Origin of the sequence: Rhodococcus sp. 66b (genome assembly GCF_002076325.1) — a bacterium.
In the GTDB taxonomy this organism is placed as follows: domain Bacteria; phylum Actinomycetota; class Actinomycetes; order Mycobacteriales; family Mycobacteriaceae; genus Rhodococcus_F; species Rhodococcus_F erythropolis.
The window spans coordinates 454,722-471,265 of sequence record NZ_MUZB01000002.1 but is presented as its reverse complement, the minus strand read 5'-3'; the positions used below and the strand labels follow the sequence as shown (position 1 = coordinate 471,265).

Annotated in this window: 15 protein-coding genes and 2 tRNA genes; 8 read left to right on the top strand and 9 right to left on the bottom strand. The window is 61.7% G+C overall.

The features are described from left to right. Positions 1-188: 188 nt before the first annotated feature. A complete protein-coding gene (locus tag B0E55_RS05220) occupies positions 189-875 on the top strand; it encodes a hypothetical protein (protein WP_080909212.1) in 687 nt (228 codons plus the stop codon). A gap of 94 nt (positions 876-969) precedes the next feature. Here the strand turns inward: B0E55_RS05220 and B0E55_RS31635 are convergent. Then, positions 970-1,060: transfer RNA gene (locus B0E55_RS31635), tRNA-OTHER, on the bottom strand. Positions 1,061-1,296: 236 nt separating this feature from the next. On the opposite strand from B0E55_RS31635, the gene B0E55_RS05215 reads away from it, so the two are divergent. Beyond that, on the top strand, positions 1,297-1,785 hold the full coding sequence (locus B0E55_RS05215; protein ID WP_338013642.1) for a hypothetical protein: 489 nt from the start codon (positions 1,297-1,299) through the stop codon (positions 1,783-1,785). A gap of 195 nt (positions 1,786-1,980) precedes the next feature. On the opposite strand, the gene B0E55_RS05210 is transcribed toward B0E55_RS05215, so the two are convergent. The 7 genes from B0E55_RS05210 to B0E55_RS05180 form a co-directional block, all read right to left on the bottom strand. Next, positions 1,981-2,892 (bottom strand): hypothetical protein, encoded by a 912-nt coding sequence (locus B0E55_RS05210; RefSeq protein ID WP_133053400.1) that lies wholly within the window; start codon positions 2,890-2,892, stop codon positions 1,981-1,983. Between the two features lie 142 nt (positions 2,893-3,034). Beyond that, positions 3,035-3,111, bottom strand: a tRNA-Leu gene (locus B0E55_RS05205). Between the two features lie 34 nt (positions 3,112-3,145). Beyond that, positions 3,146-4,111, bottom strand: coding sequence for a Ppx/GppA phosphatase family protein (locus tag B0E55_RS05200; RefSeq protein WP_020970277.1), 966 nt, complete (start codon positions 4,109-4,111; stop codon positions 3,146-3,148). Beyond that, positions 4,108-4,653: a DUF501 domain-containing protein gene (locus B0E55_RS05195; RefSeq protein WP_020908542.1), complete on the bottom strand. Its 546-nt coding sequence runs from the start codon at positions 4,651-4,653 to the stop codon at positions 4,108-4,110. Before B0E55_RS05195 ends, B0E55_RS05200 begins: the two co-directional genes overlap by 4 nt. Next, positions 4,650-5,381, bottom strand: coding sequence for an FtsB family cell division protein (locus tag B0E55_RS05190; RefSeq protein WP_020908543.1), 732 nt, complete (start codon positions 5,379-5,381; stop codon positions 4,650-4,652). The genes B0E55_RS05195 and B0E55_RS05190 overlap by 4 nt, the downstream gene beginning before the upstream one ends. Positions 5,382-5,401: 20 nt before the next feature. Then, on the bottom strand, positions 5,402-6,688 hold the full coding sequence (gene eno / locus B0E55_RS05185) for a phosphopyruvate hydratase (protein WP_019744628.1): 1,287 nt from the start codon (positions 6,686-6,688) through the stop codon (positions 5,402-5,404). A 214-nt stretch (positions 6,689-6,902) separates the two neighbouring features. Then, complete coding sequence (locus B0E55_RS05180; RefSeq protein WP_108912692.1) at positions 6,903-7,715, bottom strand: lytic transglycosylase domain-containing protein; 813 nt, start codon at positions 7,713-7,715, stop codon at positions 6,903-6,905. Between the two features lie 140 nt (positions 7,716-7,855). Between B0E55_RS05180 and efeU the strand changes: the two genes are divergently transcribed. From efeU to efeB, 3 genes are read left to right on the top strand one after another with little or no spacing between them, the layout of a single operon-like run. Further along, on the top strand, positions 7,856-8,758 hold the full coding sequence (efeU, locus tag B0E55_RS05175; RefSeq protein ID WP_021345071.1) for an iron uptake transporter permease EfeU: 903 nt from the start codon (positions 7,856-7,858) through the stop codon (positions 8,756-8,758). 14 nt (positions 8,759-8,772) lie between these two features. Further along, the gene (gene efeO, locus B0E55_RS05170; RefSeq protein ID WP_019744631.1) at positions 8,773-9,903 is read left to right on the top strand and encodes an iron uptake system protein EfeO; all 1,131 of its coding nucleotides are present in this window, start codon (positions 8,773-8,775) and stop codon (positions 9,901-9,903) included. Continuing rightward, positions 9,904-11,184, top strand: coding sequence for an iron uptake transporter deferrochelatase/peroxidase subunit (gene efeB / locus B0E55_RS05165; RefSeq protein WP_019744632.1), 1,281 nt, complete (start codon positions 9,904-9,906; stop codon positions 11,182-11,184). Here the strand turns inward: efeB and B0E55_RS05160 are convergent. Beyond that, complete coding sequence (locus B0E55_RS05160; RefSeq protein WP_019744633.1) at positions 11,157-12,293, bottom strand: glycosyltransferase; 1,137 nt, start codon at positions 12,291-12,293, stop codon at positions 11,157-11,159. The genes efeB and B0E55_RS05160 overlap by 28 nt on opposite strands. A 116-nt stretch (positions 12,294-12,409) precedes the next feature. On the opposite strand from B0E55_RS05160, the gene B0E55_RS05155 reads away from it, so the two are divergent. Genes B0E55_RS05155 through B0E55_RS05145 form a run of 3 tightly spaced genes read left to right on the top strand, consistent with a single transcriptional unit; the run spans position 12,410 to position 16,544 of the window. Then, on the top strand, positions 12,410-14,176 hold the full coding sequence (locus B0E55_RS05155; RefSeq protein WP_080909208.1) for a serine aminopeptidase domain-containing protein: 1,767 nt from the start codon (positions 12,410-12,412) through the stop codon (positions 14,174-14,176). Positions 14,177-14,187: 11 nt separating this feature from the next. Continuing rightward, complete coding sequence (locus B0E55_RS32120; RefSeq protein WP_241896008.1) at positions 14,188-15,594, top strand: O-antigen ligase family protein; 1,407 nt, start codon at positions 14,188-14,190, stop codon at positions 15,592-15,594. Beyond that, positions 15,522-16,544 (top strand): glycosyltransferase family 4 protein, encoded by a 1,023-nt coding sequence (locus B0E55_RS05145; RefSeq protein WP_229756551.1) that lies wholly within the window; start codon positions 15,522-15,524, stop codon positions 16,542-16,544. The genes B0E55_RS32120 and B0E55_RS05145 overlap by 73 nt, the downstream gene beginning before the upstream one ends.

Genomic DNA, 16,544 nt, shown 5'->3' with positions numbered 1-16,544 from the left:
CACACGTTCGATACCTTGGTACTGCACACTGCAAATTCGATTGCACCGGCCGCTTCCGGTCAGCCCGAGCGCAACTATCCCTTCTGTCACTTCGGTCTGCTTTAATACGAAGGCTTTGTCGGGGGTTTACCAATGTCCGAAGTTGTCGAGTTTCTGCGAGCACACGCAGGCGAACACGGGGTTGAACTATGGGTTTCTTCAAGAAGGCGGCTGTGACTGCTCTAGCGGTCGCTGCAGTCGGAGCATCAACAGGGATCGCATCAGCTGATCCGTCGACCGACGTGAATTACGAAGCGAAGATCGTCGACAAGTCGATCGTCACCACTATCGACGCCGGGCTGTTCAAGGTATCCGGCGACGGCAACTCCGTCGTCTTGCAGGACAGCAAGGGAGCCGACCTTGTTTCCCTGCCTCTCGCATACAACCTCGGGGATCTGCAGTTCCCCTTCGATCGCACGATCAGTGAAGACGGTAAGACCCTCACGCTGACACCGATCACCGATTCGTCGAAGGCAACACCTCGACCCGAGAGTGCGCCTGCGGCAAAGGAATGGACGCCGGTAGCTTCGCCCGAGGAAAATGATCGGGCGATTGCGCACTTCCAGAGTCAGCTCGGTCTCGGCACTCAGGTCGGCAGCTTGCTCGGCACCATCGTCGGCGCCGGAATCGGTTGCGCTGTCGGTGCTCCGCTGGGCTTGACCATCGTCGGACTCCCCGTCGCTGCGGCACTGTGCCTGGGTGGTCTCGCAACAGGAGCCGGAATCGGCGGTGTCGCCGGAACGATCCTCGGTGGCGGCGGCGCGGCTGTCGTAGCCGGCATCGACCTCGTCAACACACTGAATGCGCCTGCCGGAACGACCGTCTGGGCCCAGTAGCCACTTGGTGGTAAGTCGTTGCTCCACGGAAAACCCCGCCCGTCCGTATGAGGACGAGCGGGGTTTTTCGATTCCACGGACAGGCGGATTTACTTGGTGCCCCCAGTCGGACTCGAACCGACACACCGCAACCCAGGTCGCCCAACTCAGCGGAGAGGTTGCGTCGATGTACCCGATCTACGGGCTAATGGTGAACTTTCTGGCGTACAGCGGACTTCGCGCATCTGAGAACTCGGGGTTGGAGATTCGGGACCTCTCGTTTACGACCGGCCCAGCCAAGTCCGACGGCTCCCCCACTACGCGATGCGCAATCAGCGTCCTACGAACCAAGAACCGAAAGGAGGGTCGGTGGGAGTCGAGCACGCCGAAATCTAAGCGGTCCCGCAGGACCGTTCCGCTACCGACTTGGCTGGCTGAGCGCATGCGCGACTACCTCGCGGAAGAACACCCGAGGTCCACCGAGCCGACTGCTCCGCTGTGGCCGTCGAGGAAGAACGGCGGTGGCTTCCGGCCTGCGGGCGAGCGGTACGCGGTTCCGCTCGACTGGACCCAACCAATCGCAATGGGCGCGTTCTACAACACCATATTTCGTCCCGCGCTGGTGGTGGTCGGACTTCCCGCTAGCGCCCCAGCGACCACCGACCTTTCCGCCACTCGCGGAGTACGACTCCACGACCTCCGCCACACCTTCGCGACGATGCACCTTATGCCCGGCACTCACTTCATGCAGGTCTCAAAGTGGCTGGGGCACTCAACCTTTACGCTCACCCTCGACACCTACGGCGATTGGATACCAGAAGAGGATGGTGGCGCAGGCAATGATCTTCCCGAGCCTACCGCCGTCCTCACAACACCAGCCAATGGACTGTCGAACGTAGTGCCGCTGTTCGGTAAGCGATCTGCCGGGTAGCCCGGTCGGTCATACTCGAGAAGTTCTTGACCGATAAACCGTAGAAGAACTGGGCTTCCATCGGGACCGCAGGACATGCCGGTCGGAGCCATGTAATCCTTGAGATCAGTATCGATAGCTGCTTCAATCCGGACCCCCGAGGAGTTCAAGCCCAAGCGCCTCGCGCACGTTACTGGACCAGCCACTAAACAACTCTCAGTATCGTGTGCGCCAGTCGTCTATCGTGACCTGCAATCTTTCCGGGTAGTAATTTGTTCGGCTACCGTTCGGGTCTGTTGACTGTGCTTCATATAGTGACAACGCACACTCAGTGTTGATGAGTGCAAGATTGATAGAGTCCGCCATCATTCCAAAAGATTCCATCGGATTTCCGAGCAGATGGATTGGCCATGCATGCCCGTAGGTGAAACTAGAGCAAACCCTGTATCCCAGCTTAGAGACCGTCTGATAGTGCACCCCGGCCACGTCAGACGTGTGCTTTGGTGGATTGGCAGCGATCCAATTCGCGGCCTTCCGAACCATTTCCGAGTACTGTCGTGCGTTTGCAGGCTCAAGGGTTTCCAAGACCTCAAGCTCCTTGGTGTGGAACTCGAACCGATGCTTGTTCTGCGCATAGGCTTCGTCAGACATCGTTCGAAGCCCATTGTCGTGAGCGTTCTGTGTCTCTCCATGCCATTCTCGCGCGTGCTCAATTCCCACCTTTGCGAGACCAGCCGCTCTCTTGCGCCTTGCGTCTCGATCTTCGGAACTCATTATCCAAATAGCTTGCGCTGAGCACTCGACTGCTGTTCTGCACAGTGAAAGAAAAGCAGCAGGGTGATGGTTGAATGGAGCGTCTGCCTTCGCCTGTACAACCAATGCCCTTGTCGAAGCAATCGCGTCGATAGCATTCATGATCGGGTACATCACGGTGCCAGACAAGCCCTCTGGGATCTTCTCATAGTATCCATCCGCGTCGTCCTTAGCCATTGGCGTGCCGGGATCAGGACGATGGGGTTTCAGCCCCCATGCCTTGAGGGTCTGACCTCGCTCAGCCCGTTCCGAGACGCGACCGAGAGCGGGGTTCAACATTGCAGCGAGTGCATAACGCACGTCCGGTGGGTTCATGAGCTGAGACCATACCGACCGCCCCCGACACTCGCGCCTACGTTCGCCTGGGGTTACGCCGCACGTCACGGCCTTTTCACGGCCCTGCAGGACCTGGGGCGCCATTCGATTAACAGGGAAGGCGTCGCGACCTGCGGCTACTTGGTGCCCCCAGTCGGACTCGAACCGACACTTGACGGATTTTAAGTCCGTTGCCTCTGCCAATTGGGCTATGGGGGCCTTGACGCACCCGACTGGTCGGGTGCGTCGGGAATCAGACTATCGGGTGGGTCTGAGCTATCGACATCGCGATGCCGTCGAGGATGTCGTGTTCGCTGACAACCAGTTCGGTGATCCCGGCTTTGGCTTCGAATGTCTGAGCCAGCACCGTGGTGATGATCGCTCCGCCACCGATGACGTCCACCCGCCCCGGATGCATCGGGCCGAAGGCGGCGCGATCAACCCGAGGCATGGCGGTAAGTCGCTCGCACACCTCGAAAAGTTGCTTGAACGGAATCCTCGACAGGTGCACCTTCTCGGCGTCGTACTCCGGAAGTTCCTGAGCAATCGCGGCCAGCGTCGTCATAGTTCCAGCGACACCCACCCAGGTGTGCGCCTTCTCGACGGGCACGGCCTCGAATGCCTCGGCCAATTTCGCGGTCGCAAAAGCCGTCGCCTCGGAAACCTGCTCTGCCGTAGGCGGATCCGACGGTAGGCACCGCTCAGTGACGCGCACACAGCCGATGTCGGTGGAGTACGCAGCCTGGACGCCCGACGCGTCGCCGAGGACAACTTCGGTGGACCCGCCGCCGAGATCGACTACCACAAAGGGGCCCTCGGACGGATCAAGTTCTCCCACAGCACCACCGAACGAGAGTCGCGCCTCTTCGTCGCCGGTGATCACCTCCGCTCCGGATCCGGGAATCACCGCACCGAGCACGTCCCGCGTCATCGTGAAGAAGTCTTCCCGATTCGCAGCGTCGCGAGTAGCCGACGTCGCGACCATTCGAACGGCGGTTGCTCCGGCATCGGCGATCATCGACGCGTACTCGACCAGCGCGACCCGGGTGCGTTCGATGGCCTCGGGCGCGAATGTCCCTGTCGCATCAACACCTTGACCCAGTCGCACGACGCGCATCTCGCGCCGGACATCCACCAGACGGCCGTCGGCGCCGACGTCGGCGATCAGCAGTCGAATGGAGTTGGTACCGCAATCGACTGCGGCAACACGGCGAGTCACCGGTCGGCGGTGTCGGCGTCGTCGATGCCAGGCCAGTCCGCGGGAATTGCAGTTCCGCGGAGCTTTCCGTGGCCGGCCAAGGCAACGGACTCGTCACCGAGCGGATTGACGCCGGGACCCTTGGCAAGCGAATGCGCCATCAGCACGTGCAAGCACTTGACGCGATCCGGCATCCCGCCACCGGCAAAGTCGGTTCCGAGAGATTCGATCGCGTCCCGTTCGGCAAGGTACGACTCGTATGCCCGTCGGTAGGCCGCGGCAAGTTCCGGATCCTGGGTCAGGCGTTCGGTCATTTCACGCATGACGCCGGCGGATTCCTGACGGCTCGCTTCGGCAGTCAGTCGCGGGTCGGTGAGGTAGTACAGCGTCGGGAACGGTGTTCCGTCCGGAAGTTTGGGGGCAGTCTTGACGACGCCGGGCTGACCGTCCGGGCTGCGGTACGCGATCTCGATCACTCCGCGTGGCTCACGGCCCAATTGAGCGGCAACGGCGTCGAGATCCGCTTGTGAAACCTGTGGGGAATTTTCGGACGTGTTGCTCACCCGGTGGGTACTCCTTGTTCTTCTGGCTCTATCGGCGCCAACGGCATCGGGGCCGGTGTCGTCGTCTCGGGAACCACTGGCGGTTCCGAAATCGTTTGCCACAGATCGCGATACCACGGACCTGTCAGCGGTGTTTCCTTTTCCTGCTTCTTCTCGGGTTCCTTGTAGTCGCCGGGAAGCTGAACCTGAAACGGGGTCTCGCCCGGTTTGACGTACCGAAGGCGTTCTCGTGCAAGAGCTTCGATGTACGCAGGGTCGTCGAAGCGCGCGTTCTGGCCTTGCAGCTTTCGCAGTTCTTCCTCGAGCACCTGACGTTCGGCCGCCACCTGCGCGGCATCCGAACGCTGGCTGATGTACGTACGCAGCGGCACTGCCAGTGTCAGCGCCAGCATGAGCACAACCATCGCGAGCACAACGGCCCGACTGGTGGACAAGCCGAAAATGGTGTTGTCCGACTTCGGAAGCCGAGACCAGAACTTGTTGGTTCCGCTCTTCCCCCGGGCCGACTTCGACCCACGCGCCGACGCTTTCTCGGCGGAGACCCCCGGTTGCGCGGGGTCTGTCGCAGCGGAATCAACTGCTGCCGGATCGACCGAAGATGCCGGTTCCGACGCGCGTGGGCGTCGAGCGCTGTCACGACGCGCACGCGACGGTGTGTCCCCACGACGGGAACCACGACCCCCCGGACTTCCGCCGGGGGATCGTGGCTTACCGCGCTGTGCAGACACTACTGAATCTTAGATTTCCGTCAGGCCTCGAAAGCGAAGCGCGGGAACGCAACCTCGCCGGCGTAACGTGCTGCGTCGCCGAGGTTCTCCTCGATACGCAGCAGCTGGTTGTACTTGGCGACGCGCTCGCTGCGTGCCGGAGCACCGGTCTTGATCTGGCCGCTGCCGACGGCAACTGCGAGGTCGGCGATGGTGGTGTCCTCAGTCTCGCCGGAACGGTGGCTCATCATCGTCTTGTAGCCGTTGCGGTGAGCGAGATCGACGGCGTCGAGGGTCTCGGTCAGAGTGCCGATCTGGTTGACCTTCACCAGGAGTGCGTTTGCCGCACCCTTGACGATGCCTTCTTCGAGGCGCTCGGGGTTGGTGACGAAGAGGTCGTCGCCGACGAGCTGGACCTTGTTGCCGATCTGATCGGTGAGTGCAACCCAGCCGTCCCAGTCGTCTTCGTCGAGCGGATCCTCGATGGAAACGAGCGGGTAGGCGTCGATGAGCTCGGCGTAGAACGCCGCCATCTCGGCCGCGGTGCGGTTCTTGCCCTCGAACTTGTAGCCGGTGCCGTCGGTGTAGAACTCGGTGGCGGCGACGTCGAGAGCGAGCGCGACGTCGGTGCCCAGCTTGAGGCCGGTCTTGTTCACGGCGATCGTGATGAGGTCGAGTGCTTCCTTGGTGCCCGCGACGTCGGGAGCGAATCCGCCTTCGTCACCGAGACCCGTGGAGAGGCCCTTCTCCTTGAGGACCGACTTCAGGGAGTGGTAGACCTCGGCACCCCAGCGCAGCGATTCCTTGAAGCTCGGTGCGCCGATGGGAGCAACCATGAACTCCTGGACGTCGACACCGGTGTCTGCGTGCGCGCCACCGTTGAGGATGTTCATCATCGGGACAGGGAGAACGTGAGCGTTGGGGCCACCGACGTAGCGGAACAGCTCGAGGCCCGAGGACTCGGCAGCGGCGCGAGCCACGGCAAGCGAGGCACCGAGCAGAGCGTTTGCGCCGAGACGCGACTTGTCCGGGGTGCCGTCTGCGTCGAGCAGCGCCTGGTCGACCGTGCGCTGCTCGGTTGCGTCGATGCCGATGATGGCCGGAGCGATCTCGCCGAGCACAGCCTCAACGGCCTTCTCGACGCCCTTTCCGCCGTAGCGTGCGCCACCGTCGCGCAGTTCGACGGCTTCGTGCTCACCGGTGGAAGCACCGGACGGCACCGCAGCCCTGGCGAAACTTCCGTCTTCGAGCAGAACCTCGACCTCAACCGTGGGGTTGCCACGTGAATCAAGGATCTCGCGAGCTCCGACCTGCTCAATACTGGCCACTGTGTGGTTCTCCTTCGAATGGGCTTCGCATTGGGGCACGCTCTGCGTGCTTGACACTTGGGCTCCGACCCCTCCGGTCGAAAGAGGACCACGATCGCGGCTGGGCCTCTGCAGTGCCAGCACCTCTGTAGTGCCAGCACACAGCCTAACCGCACGGGCCGAAGGCTTCTTTATCGACGCGCGGTCATGGTCCCGACCTGCGGATCGATCGCCGTCAGTCCGGCCGTACCCCGACTGAATACGCCGACGCACGATCACGGACGAGCGCGAGATAGTCGCCCGAGAGGTTGTACGCCATGAGCGCCTGCTGCCACCCGGCAGCGGCAGCGAGGTCTCCCCCGCGTGCACACAGGTAACGAGCGGCGGTGAGGGCAGCGTCGTCGATGTTGTCCGGGTCCACCCGGCCGTCGCCGTTGGCGTCGACTCCCCATTTGAGCCACGTCTCAGGGATGAACTGCATGGGCCCCATCGCACGGTCGTGCACTGGATCGCCGTCCATCGCCCCGCCGTCGGTGTCGGGAATCTCGGCAACTCCCGGGCCACCGTCCAGAGGGATTCCCCGAATGGTCGGGGCGACCTGGCCGAACGCATCGACCGACGAACCGTCGTAGGTCCCGTGGCGGCTCTCGACGCTGCCGATACCGGCCAATGTCGTCCACCCGATTCCGCAGGTGGGAAGCGTCTCGGCCATGACCGCAGCGGCGTACCCGTATGCCTCGAGTGCCGTCGTCCCTATCCCGATATCGTCCGACAATCCCGCGGCCCAGTCGGCGAGTTGATCAGCACTGCGGCCGGGGGCATTGATGTCGATCGGCGGCGTCGGAGAGCCTGTACCTGGGGGTATGCCCTCCGGAATGGCTACTTTCGGTTCGTTCGATCCACACGCCACTATGCCTGCGCCCAGCAAGGCTGTTCCGGCAGCTACTGCGGCTACGACTCTCGAGAGACGCCGGGGACTTCTGCGGGCTGCGGGAGTTCGGTACACCCTTCCATCATCCACATGCGAGCGAAGTACTCCCGAACCCATTGGTAAAGAACAGCAAAAGTACAGGTCAGGGCGTGGTTCACCACCGATTGTGGAGTATCTTCTTCTGAGTTAAGGCTGGCCTAGCCTCATAAGTTCGTCAGAAGCTGTCGCACTCACTCAGTCAGGAGTCGCCCGTGCCCGTGTCGGTACTCGCTGCCGCGAGCACACCATCAGTTGCCACCCAGTTATTCGGTAGTGGCCTGATCGGTCTGCGCGAAGGCCTCGAAGCGGGCATCGTGGTGATGATTCTCGCTGCCTACCTCGTGAAAGCTCAGCGCAGGGATGCACTCAAATGGGTGTGGCTCGGCGTCGCGATCGCCGTCGCAATGGTGGCGATCATCTTTTTCGCGATCCACTACGGAACGTCGACGGTCGACGGCCTGACCGCAGAGATCATCGCGGGCGTTGCCTCCCTGGTCGCCGTCGTCATCGTCACGATCATGGTCCTGTGGATGCGCACGGCTGCGAAGAACATTTCCGGCGATCTGAAAGCGGGGATGGAGAAGGCGCTGATCGCCGGCCCCGTCGCCATCTTGTCGCTGTCGTTCTTCGCGGTCGGTCGTGAAGGCGTCGAGACAGCGTTGCTCATGGTCGGATACGCCGAGAACACCGCAGGCAGCTCCTGGCCGTTGGTCGGACTGCTCCTCGGAATTCTCCTGGCCGCCGTCTTGACCGTCGCCATGTACTTCGGCGCCCTCCGTCTCAACCTGACGACATTCTTCCGGTACACGGCGATCTTCCTCATCGTCGTCGCCGCCGGAATCCTCTCGTACGGTGTTCGCGCTCTACAGACCGGAAATGTGCTTCCGGGCGGTTCGAATCTCGCGTTCAACCTGACGCCCGGCTACGACCCGTCGACCTGGTACGGCACCGTCCTCGCCGGAATCTTCAACTTCCGCCCGGATCCGACGGTCCTGCAAGCCGTCGCGTGGGTCGTCTACCTCGTAGTCGTCCTAGCACTCTTCCTGCGTCCCCTTCCGTCGAAGCCAACCGAGCCGACGGCCCCGCCGGCGCACGACACACACGTTCCCGAAAAATCCTGAGAGGCATTGCCGACATGCGTAAATCCACCCTCGTACTGGCCACGGCTGCGGTACTTCCCTTCTCCCTCGCCGCGTGCACCGAGAAGACGACGGCGAGCGACGGCGACATCGTCGTCACGGCCACCGACGATTCGTGTGACGTAAGTGCCACCACCGGGACCACTGGCAGTTCGACGTTCCAGGTGACGAACAACGGCTCGAAGGTCACCGAGTTCTACGTCTTCGCCGAGGGTGATCGAGCGATGGGCGAAGTCGAGAACATCGGCCCCGGCCTTACCCGGCAGCTGATCGTCTCTCTCCCCGAGGCTGCGACCTATCAACTCGCGTGCAAGCCGGGCATGGTCGGAACCGGCATCCGCCAGGACTTCGTCGTCACGGGCGATTCGCAGGCGGCCACCGACGAGAGCGGACAACTCGCCGAAGCTGCCGACGGCTACCGGCGGTACATCCGCAGCCAGATCGTCGCGCTGCAGGACACCGCAGCTCAGTTCGTCGCCGCCGTCCAGTCCGGCAACGTCGACCAGGCGAAGGCACTGTTCCCGATCGCACGTACCTACTACGAGCGCATCGAGCCCGAAGCCGAGAGCTTCGGCGAACTCGATCCCAAGCTTGACCTGCGCGAAGCGGACCTGGAGCCCGGTCAGGTCTGGACGGGATTCCACCGCCTCGAGAAGGATTTGTGGGTTACCGGACTTCAGCCGGATACCAACGCAGTCGCCGATCAACTGCTCGAAGACATTCAGTATCTTGCCGACCAGGTGAACGCCGAGGACTACACGATCGATCCAACCAAGATCGCCGGCGACGCCCAAGGACTGCTCGACGAGATCTCGACTTCCAAGATCACCGGAGAGGAAGACATCTTCTCGCACACCGACCTGTGGGACTTCCAGGCCAACGTCGACGGCTCACAAGCGGCGATCGCGGCACTGAACCCGATTCTGCAGGAACGTAATCCCGAGCTCGCCCAGCGCATCGCGGACCGCTTCGCCGACCTCGACGCCGCTCTGGCGCAGTTCCGCGTCGGCGACGGATTCGTGTACTACGACACCGTCACCGAAGCGCAGCGTCAAGAACTCTCGCGTAAAATCGATGCTCTGTCCGCCGAGGTCAGCCAGGTCCAGGAAGTAGTCGCGGGACAGTAGATGACTGATTCACCAGAAGGCACACCCGCTGCGGAAAACGCAGCACCGCATGCGGTCTCACGGCGCCGACTGTTCGGCGCCGTGGGGGCCGGCGCCGTCCTGGCCGGTGCCGGTGCCGTCATCGGGCGGGTGACCGCCGACGAGAATTCCGGCACCGATCACGCAGACGTGGTGGCATTCCGCGGCGAGCATCAAGCAGGCATCACGACGCCGGCCCAGGATCGCATGCACTTCGTCGCTTTCGATGTGACGACGAAGTCGCGCGACCAACTGATCACGCTGCTGCAGACGTGGACGGCGATGGCCGAACGAATGACGGCGGGTCAGGAAGCAACCGAGGACGGAGCGACCGGCGACGGTCCGTACGCGCCACCGAGCGATACGGGTGAGGCACTCGATCTCGCGCCGTCGCAGCTCACCCTGACCATCGGATTCGGACCGTCACTTTTCGACGACCGTTTCGGGCTCGCAGACAAGAAACCTGCTGCCCTGCTCGATCTCCCCCACTTCCGAGCGGACAACCTCGATCCGAATCGCAGCGGGGGCGACATCGCCATCCAAGCGTGCGCCAACGATCCCCAGGTTGCCGTCCATGCGATCCGCAATCTCGCGCGAGTCGCCTTCGGGACCGCGTCGGTCAAATGGTCACAACTCGGGTTCGGACGAACGTCCTCGACCTCGACGACGCAGGCGACACCACGAAATCTGTTCGGGTTCAAAGACGGAACAGCCAACATCAAGGCGGAAGATCCAAACGCACTCGCCCAGCACGTCTGGGTTGATCCCACTGACGATCAGGCCTGGATGGCAGGCGGCTCATTCCTCGTCGCCAGACGAATCCGCATGCTGATCGAGCAGTGGGATCGCGCAGTACTCAAGGAACAGGAAGCCGTCATCGGCCGCTCCAAACGCAGCGGAGCACCACTGGGCGGCAAAGACGAGTTCGACGAACTCGATCTCGATTCCAAAATGGGCCACGACTTCGTCATCCCGGAGGATTCACACGTGCGCCTGGCCTCTGCCGAGGAACTCGGTGGGATTCAGATCTTGCGCCGCGGATACAACTTCACCGACGGCTCCGACGGCTTCGGCCACCTCGACGCGGGACTGTTCTTCGTTGCGTACTGCCGGAATCCGGTCGAGCAATTTGTTCCGATGCAGCAAAACCTTTCACGACACGATGCGCTGAACGAATACATCCAACACGTCGGTTCTGCCGTCTTCGCGTGCCCCGGCGGTCTCGCCGACGGACACTACTGGGGCGAAACACTGTTCGCGTAGCCGAACACCGGAACACCGGTCCAGGTTGCGATCTCGGAACGAAATCTGCGCACGGAGTACTTCTCGTACGAGCGTGCACCATTCACATCCACCGCGGCGACATCTCGGATGCACTCGGCCACCGATTCCCAACTGTCGTCGTGGAAATGGAGTCCGTCGACACCAGGTGTCACGGTTTCCGAAGCTCCACCAATGCTGTTCGTAATCACGCGCGCACCCGCAGCCATCGCCTCCACCGGCATGATTCCGAAGTCTTCGATCGCCGGAAAGACGTATGCGAGTGCCTGCTGATACAGCGCAAAAAGCAACGCATCCGAGGGGCGACGAACAATTCGAACGGGAACCGACGCAGAGTCAGCCATCGCGCGGAGCCGATCCTCTTCCGGGCCCGACCCTGCGATGACAGCAGCCGTCCCGGCCCGCTCGGCTGCCCGGATCACCCAGTCCAAACGCTTGTACGGAATGAACCTCGAGGCACCGAGAACGAATGGTGAGGGCAAACTGGATAGTAGCTGAAGTTCGTTTTCGCTCAAACGGGACCGCCAATCCTCGACGGCAGAGATCCGGTCGACGTCCACCGGGGGGTGGATGACCCGTGACTGCACGCCCCAGGCACGCTCAACCCGTCGACTGACGAACTCGCTGTTCGCTGCGAACGAGGCCCCCTCCGACGCTCTCTTGCGGTCAATTTTGCGCAGAATGGGTGATCCCAGCCTCGCGAGTGGCGAGTTTCCACGCTCGTCCAGTTCGGGGTTCCACACGTACCTGGCGGGGGTGTGCACGTAGACGAATTTCCGGAATCGCGCAGACTGCCCCCTGAATGTTGCGTGATGGGCAAACACGTGGGAGCTGATCAGCGCGAAGTCGTAGTCGCGGTTCTCCAACCCTCGCCAGGTAAACGGCATGACAGGCAATGAGAGCGCTTTGCTACGACGCAATGGCGTTGCAGCGAGCGCACTTTCGTTGACATCGGTTGTCGAGTAACGCCCGGGAGCATCGTTCCACAGACAATACAGGTCAGCGTCCGGATAGCAGTTGACGAACTCGTCCAGCACCTTCTCTGCGCCGCCCGAACGCTCTATCCATTCATGGACGAGTACACCTGACATTTTCGGACTCCTATGCGCTTTTTTGGCGCTCCACAAACCTAGAGATTGCCGGATCGGCACCAAACAGACTACTGGTATGTTTACTAGCAACGTACAGGCAACCGATCTTGACCGGAGTGATCACCATCGAGACTCAACTGGCCACGTGGTTCGGGTCGGCAGACAGGCCGTTGCTCGGATTCGTTCACGTGCCCTCTTCAGGAACTGTCCGAGAAGCCGTGGTCATGTGTCCCCCGCTGGGCAAGGAGCACATCGACACCTATCGCGGCATGCGACTTCTCGGCGAAAAACTCGCGGCACAGGGTATGGCCGCTTTTCGTTTCGAGTACGCGGGAGTCGGCGACTCGGCCGGTGCCGAAGACGATCCTGACGCTCTCACCCTCTGGCTGAAGAGCATCGTCAGCGCTGTGGACTATGTCCGACGAGCGGGCGCGGAATCCGTCAGTATCGTCGGACTGAGAGTTGGGGCCCTCCTGGCAGCGTCGGCATTGCAGGAGTGCGGAGCCGTCAACTCGATAGTCCTGTGGGACCCAATTCTGACCGGCCGCAACTACCTCAGGGAACAACGTGCGTTCTACGCGATCAGCGTCGGAGAGGACGATCCCGCCGACTCACGTGTGTCGATCATGGGTGGCGTGCTGGCACCCGAATGCGCCGACCAACTGTCACGTCTCCGCATCACCGGACCATTTCTCGGACGTCCACGCACCCTTCTGGCCGTGAAGTCTTCGGTACTGGACAGCAGGGCTGTCGCCGGGCTCGCAGCAACTCTTGATCCCGAGATGATGATCTTGGAGAACCACGACGCGTTCACGTCGCCTCCCAGTTTCTACGTCGACATCCCCTACACACACATCAGCGAAATCGCACAGTGGTTGGATCGCCACGCGCCCACAAGTTCCTCCGCGTTCACTCCCGCGATCACCACCACAGCTCGCGTCGCGATCACCGAAGTCGGCGAGGAGGTGTTCGAGACGTTGGAACGATTCGGTGCTCAGGAGCTCTTCGCGATCCGCACGCATCCCGCAACTTCTCCCGAATCCGAGGCAGGCAACATATCGACCACCGATGCGCCTCCCGAGCGCGGACTACTGTTCTTCACTACGGCAATCGAGCATCGAGTCGGGCCTGGCCGCTCGTGGGTGACCATCGCTCGTGAGGCCGCGGCTCTCTCGGTCACGAGTCTCCGATTCGACCGACGAGGGGTCGGCGACTCGGGCCCGATCGACGCCGACAATCCGACGTCGGTCTATTCACACGCGGCAGACGAGGACGCACGTACTGCCGTTGCTGCACTCGGCGCAGATCCGAGAAACCTCGTGATGACCGGATTGTGTTCTGGGGCATGGACCTCAGCGTCCATGGCGCTCGAGATGGGTGCGAGATCGACAATACTCGTGAACATGATTCTGTGGTCGGTGAGGCGCAAGAAGTCCCTGATGGATGCTGTCTTGCCGGAGGCTCCTCGAATCGATCCAGGTGCCGAAACCACGAAACTTCCCCTCCGCGGACGGGTGAAAGGCGTACTGCAGTCCCGTCTCCCCTATTCAGCGTGGAAGCTACTGGGTCTCAGAGGAATCACGCAGGTTCCTGAGGTAATGCTGGAGGCACTCTGCAAGCGTGGGGTGGATACCACCGTCATCCTCTCCCCCGCGGACGCCGCATGGTTCAATCAGCAACGCGGACCCGAAGGCGTTGCCCGGATGACTCACCGAGGACAAACGTTCGACGCGATCATGCCACCGGTCGGCGATCACCCGTCCTACCATCGTGACCTCCGAAATATCGTGCAAACAAAGACGATTTCTTCGATAGCGAAAGCATTCGGAATTGCGACGGCTCCCCGGGCACACACGGCGAATGCGAACCGGTTCATCGCGTGAACACATCATTCATGATTGTTGCTGCAATCTTCGCAGTACCCATCGTCGTTGCGATCTACCAGCGACCACAACGCGGCTTGCTGCTTGTTGCACTGTTCGCTCCGCTCCACGGTCTGTTGGCGATCATTCCCGGCGGGACATCGATGGCCGGTTGGAAGGAGGGGTTGCTCCTGCTCACGTTTGGATGCACCTTCGTCAGCCCCAATCGCCTTCGGGTAGAGCGCCCCTCGATGCCTTGGTGGCCTGCTGCCGCAGCCTGGGTAGCATTCGGTTCCGCGTCAGCACTGCTTCTGTCCGGTATCGCCGGGGTGACATCGATAAAGATCACCTACTTCTACATCTTGATACCCGTCATTCTCTGGCGCGCACCGTTCTCGCGGGACGACCGAGATCATCTCGTGTCCGTCTTGATGGGCATGGGGATATTGACAGCAGTCATCGGACTCCTTCAGCAAGCAGTAGGGCCTGCATACCTGGTGGATCTCGGGTACAGCTACACCGAGCAGATTCGAATCACCGGTTCGATCTTGCGAAGCTTCAGCACTTTCACCGGTCCGTTTGCGTTCGGCCTCTTCGTGATGCTGAGTTTGATCGTCGGCATTTCGGTCGCTCTCGCAGATCCGAAAAGGCTGCGCAACATTATCTTTCTGGCCGCAACTCCGATCATGGTCGTAGGCATGGGAGTCTCGATTGTGCGGGCCAGCTACATCGGGTTGGCTGTCGGGCTTCTCTGGATCGCCGTATACAAGTATCGGTCTATCTTGATGTTGTTCGGCGCGGCTGCCGCTGCCGTTCCCTTTGTACTTCTGTTGGCACCACCATCAATCGTCAAACCACTGTTCTCGTCGTACAGTCTCGAAGAACGCGGTAGCGGATGGTCGTCGACAATCAGCTCGCTGTTCGTGCATCCGCTCGGGCAAGGTTTGGGCGCAACAGGATCCGCGGCAGCAAAGGCTGCGGAAGCAGCGCAACCGATGCTCAACACGATGACGATCAAGGCCGCGACAACACTTGGGCTGATCCCCTATCAGCCCGACAACTACTACATGAAAGTCGCGGTCGAGCTCGGACCGATCGGCTTGTGGATTTTTGTCCTGGTCCTCATATCTTCCGGAGTGTCCGCGCTGAGGGCATCGCGGTTGCTTCCTGGCTCGGACGGCGCTTTGGCTCTCGGTGTCAGCGCCTCGATCGTCGCGGCCGCGGTCGCTTCTGTCGTCTCGACATATTTCGAGATATTTCCCCTCGACCTCTACTTTTGGCTACTGATTGGAACCGTGGGATGCGCACTGACTCAACACCACTCGGAGAAAGAAGCGATATCCGGTCACGAATCACCCTCGGAGCCATGGCACTCCGACCTGGCGGGGGCGGCGTCCAAACCTATGCACGCGAACTACTCCGAGAACTCTCCCCACTGATCAGCGAATCGACGAACCTCAGCGCAACAGTGCAAATCGACGCTGTCGATGAGATTCCAACCGGAGTGCGCGCCGTGACGCGCCCTGTTGCCTCCGGAGCACGCAGAGCCGCGTGGGCGATGGTGCCGGTCGCGGGCAGCGACTTGTTCCACAGCCTCGACGTCGACCTCCCGATCGGGCAAGGCGGCCTGAAGATCTCGACGTTTCACGACATGTCGGTATTCGACGTTCCGTGGGCCTTCAGTCGATATCGAGCAGCTGGCGAACGCCGACTCCTGTCCGCGGCGCTACGCAAGGCCGACGTCGTCATTGCAGTATCGGACTTCACCGCCGAACGAATATTCGCACTGAGCGGTCGGCATGCCGTTGTCACGCCGCTGGCACCCGCATCCTGGGCCACGATCCCCACCGAAGCTGCAGTGACCGAAGTTCGGCGGCGATTGAAACTGCCGGAGCGATTCGTGCTGCAGGTCGGAACGATCGAACCTCGAAAAGATGTCGCTCTGGTCGCCGAAGCGTGCACGGAGCTGTCGATTCCTTTTCTGCTGGCGGGCTCCGGCTCGACGGGCCCCGACGCGCCCCGTTCCGCCCGAGGATTGGGTTACGTCGCGACAGAAGACCTTCCGGCACTCTATTCCGCCGCAACTGCTGTCGCTTACTCCTCCCACTACGAGGGGTTCGGTCTGCCGCCACTCGAAGCCATGGCGTGCGGCGCGGCAGTGGTTGCGAGTGCGGTCGGAGCACTGACCGAATTCGCCGACAACGCCGCCGTGCTTGTCCGCAAGCACGACAAGGCTTCCTGGTTGGCCGCTCTTCGCTCAGTCGTCCTGGACGACGATGTCAACACCGCACTCCGTATATCTGCGCCACGTGTCGCGGCCCGATCGACGTGGACCCGAACAGCCGAATACACGGTTGACGCGTACCGCATTGCAGGGCTGAGCGTGTGA

Coding starts and splice junctions, on each gene's coding strand:
- B0E55_RS05210 (WP_133053400.1), bottom strand. CDS start 2,892: ATGAACCCACCGGACGTGCGTTATGCACTCGCTGCAATGTTGAACCCC.
- efeO (WP_019744631.1), top strand. CDS start 8,773: ATGCGTAAATCCACCCTCGTACTGGCCACGGCTGCGGTACTTCCCTTC.
- B0E55_RS05220 (WP_080909212.1), top strand. CDS start 189: ATGGGTTTCTTCAAGAAGGCGGCTGTGACTGCTCTAGCGGTCGCTGCA.
- B0E55_RS05215 (WP_338013642.1), top strand. CDS start 1,297: ATGCGCGACTACCTCGCGGAAGAACACCCGAGGTCCACCGAGCCGACT.
- B0E55_RS05145 (WP_229756551.1), top strand. CDS start 15,522: ATGGCACTCCGACCTGGCGGGGGCGGCGTCCAAACCTATGCACGCGAA.
- B0E55_RS05180 (WP_108912692.1), bottom strand. CDS start 7,715: ATGGGTTCGGGAGTACTTCGCTCGCATGTGGATGATGGAAGGGTGTAC.
- B0E55_RS32120 (WP_241896008.1), top strand. CDS start 14,188: ATGATTGTTGCTGCAATCTTCGCAGTACCCATCGTCGTTGCGATCTAC.
- efeB (WP_019744632.1), top strand. CDS start 9,904: ATGACTGATTCACCAGAAGGCACACCCGCTGCGGAAAACGCAGCACCG.
- B0E55_RS05160 (WP_019744633.1), bottom strand. CDS start 12,293: ATGTCAGGTGTACTCGTCCATGAATGGATAGAGCGTTCGGGCGGCGCA.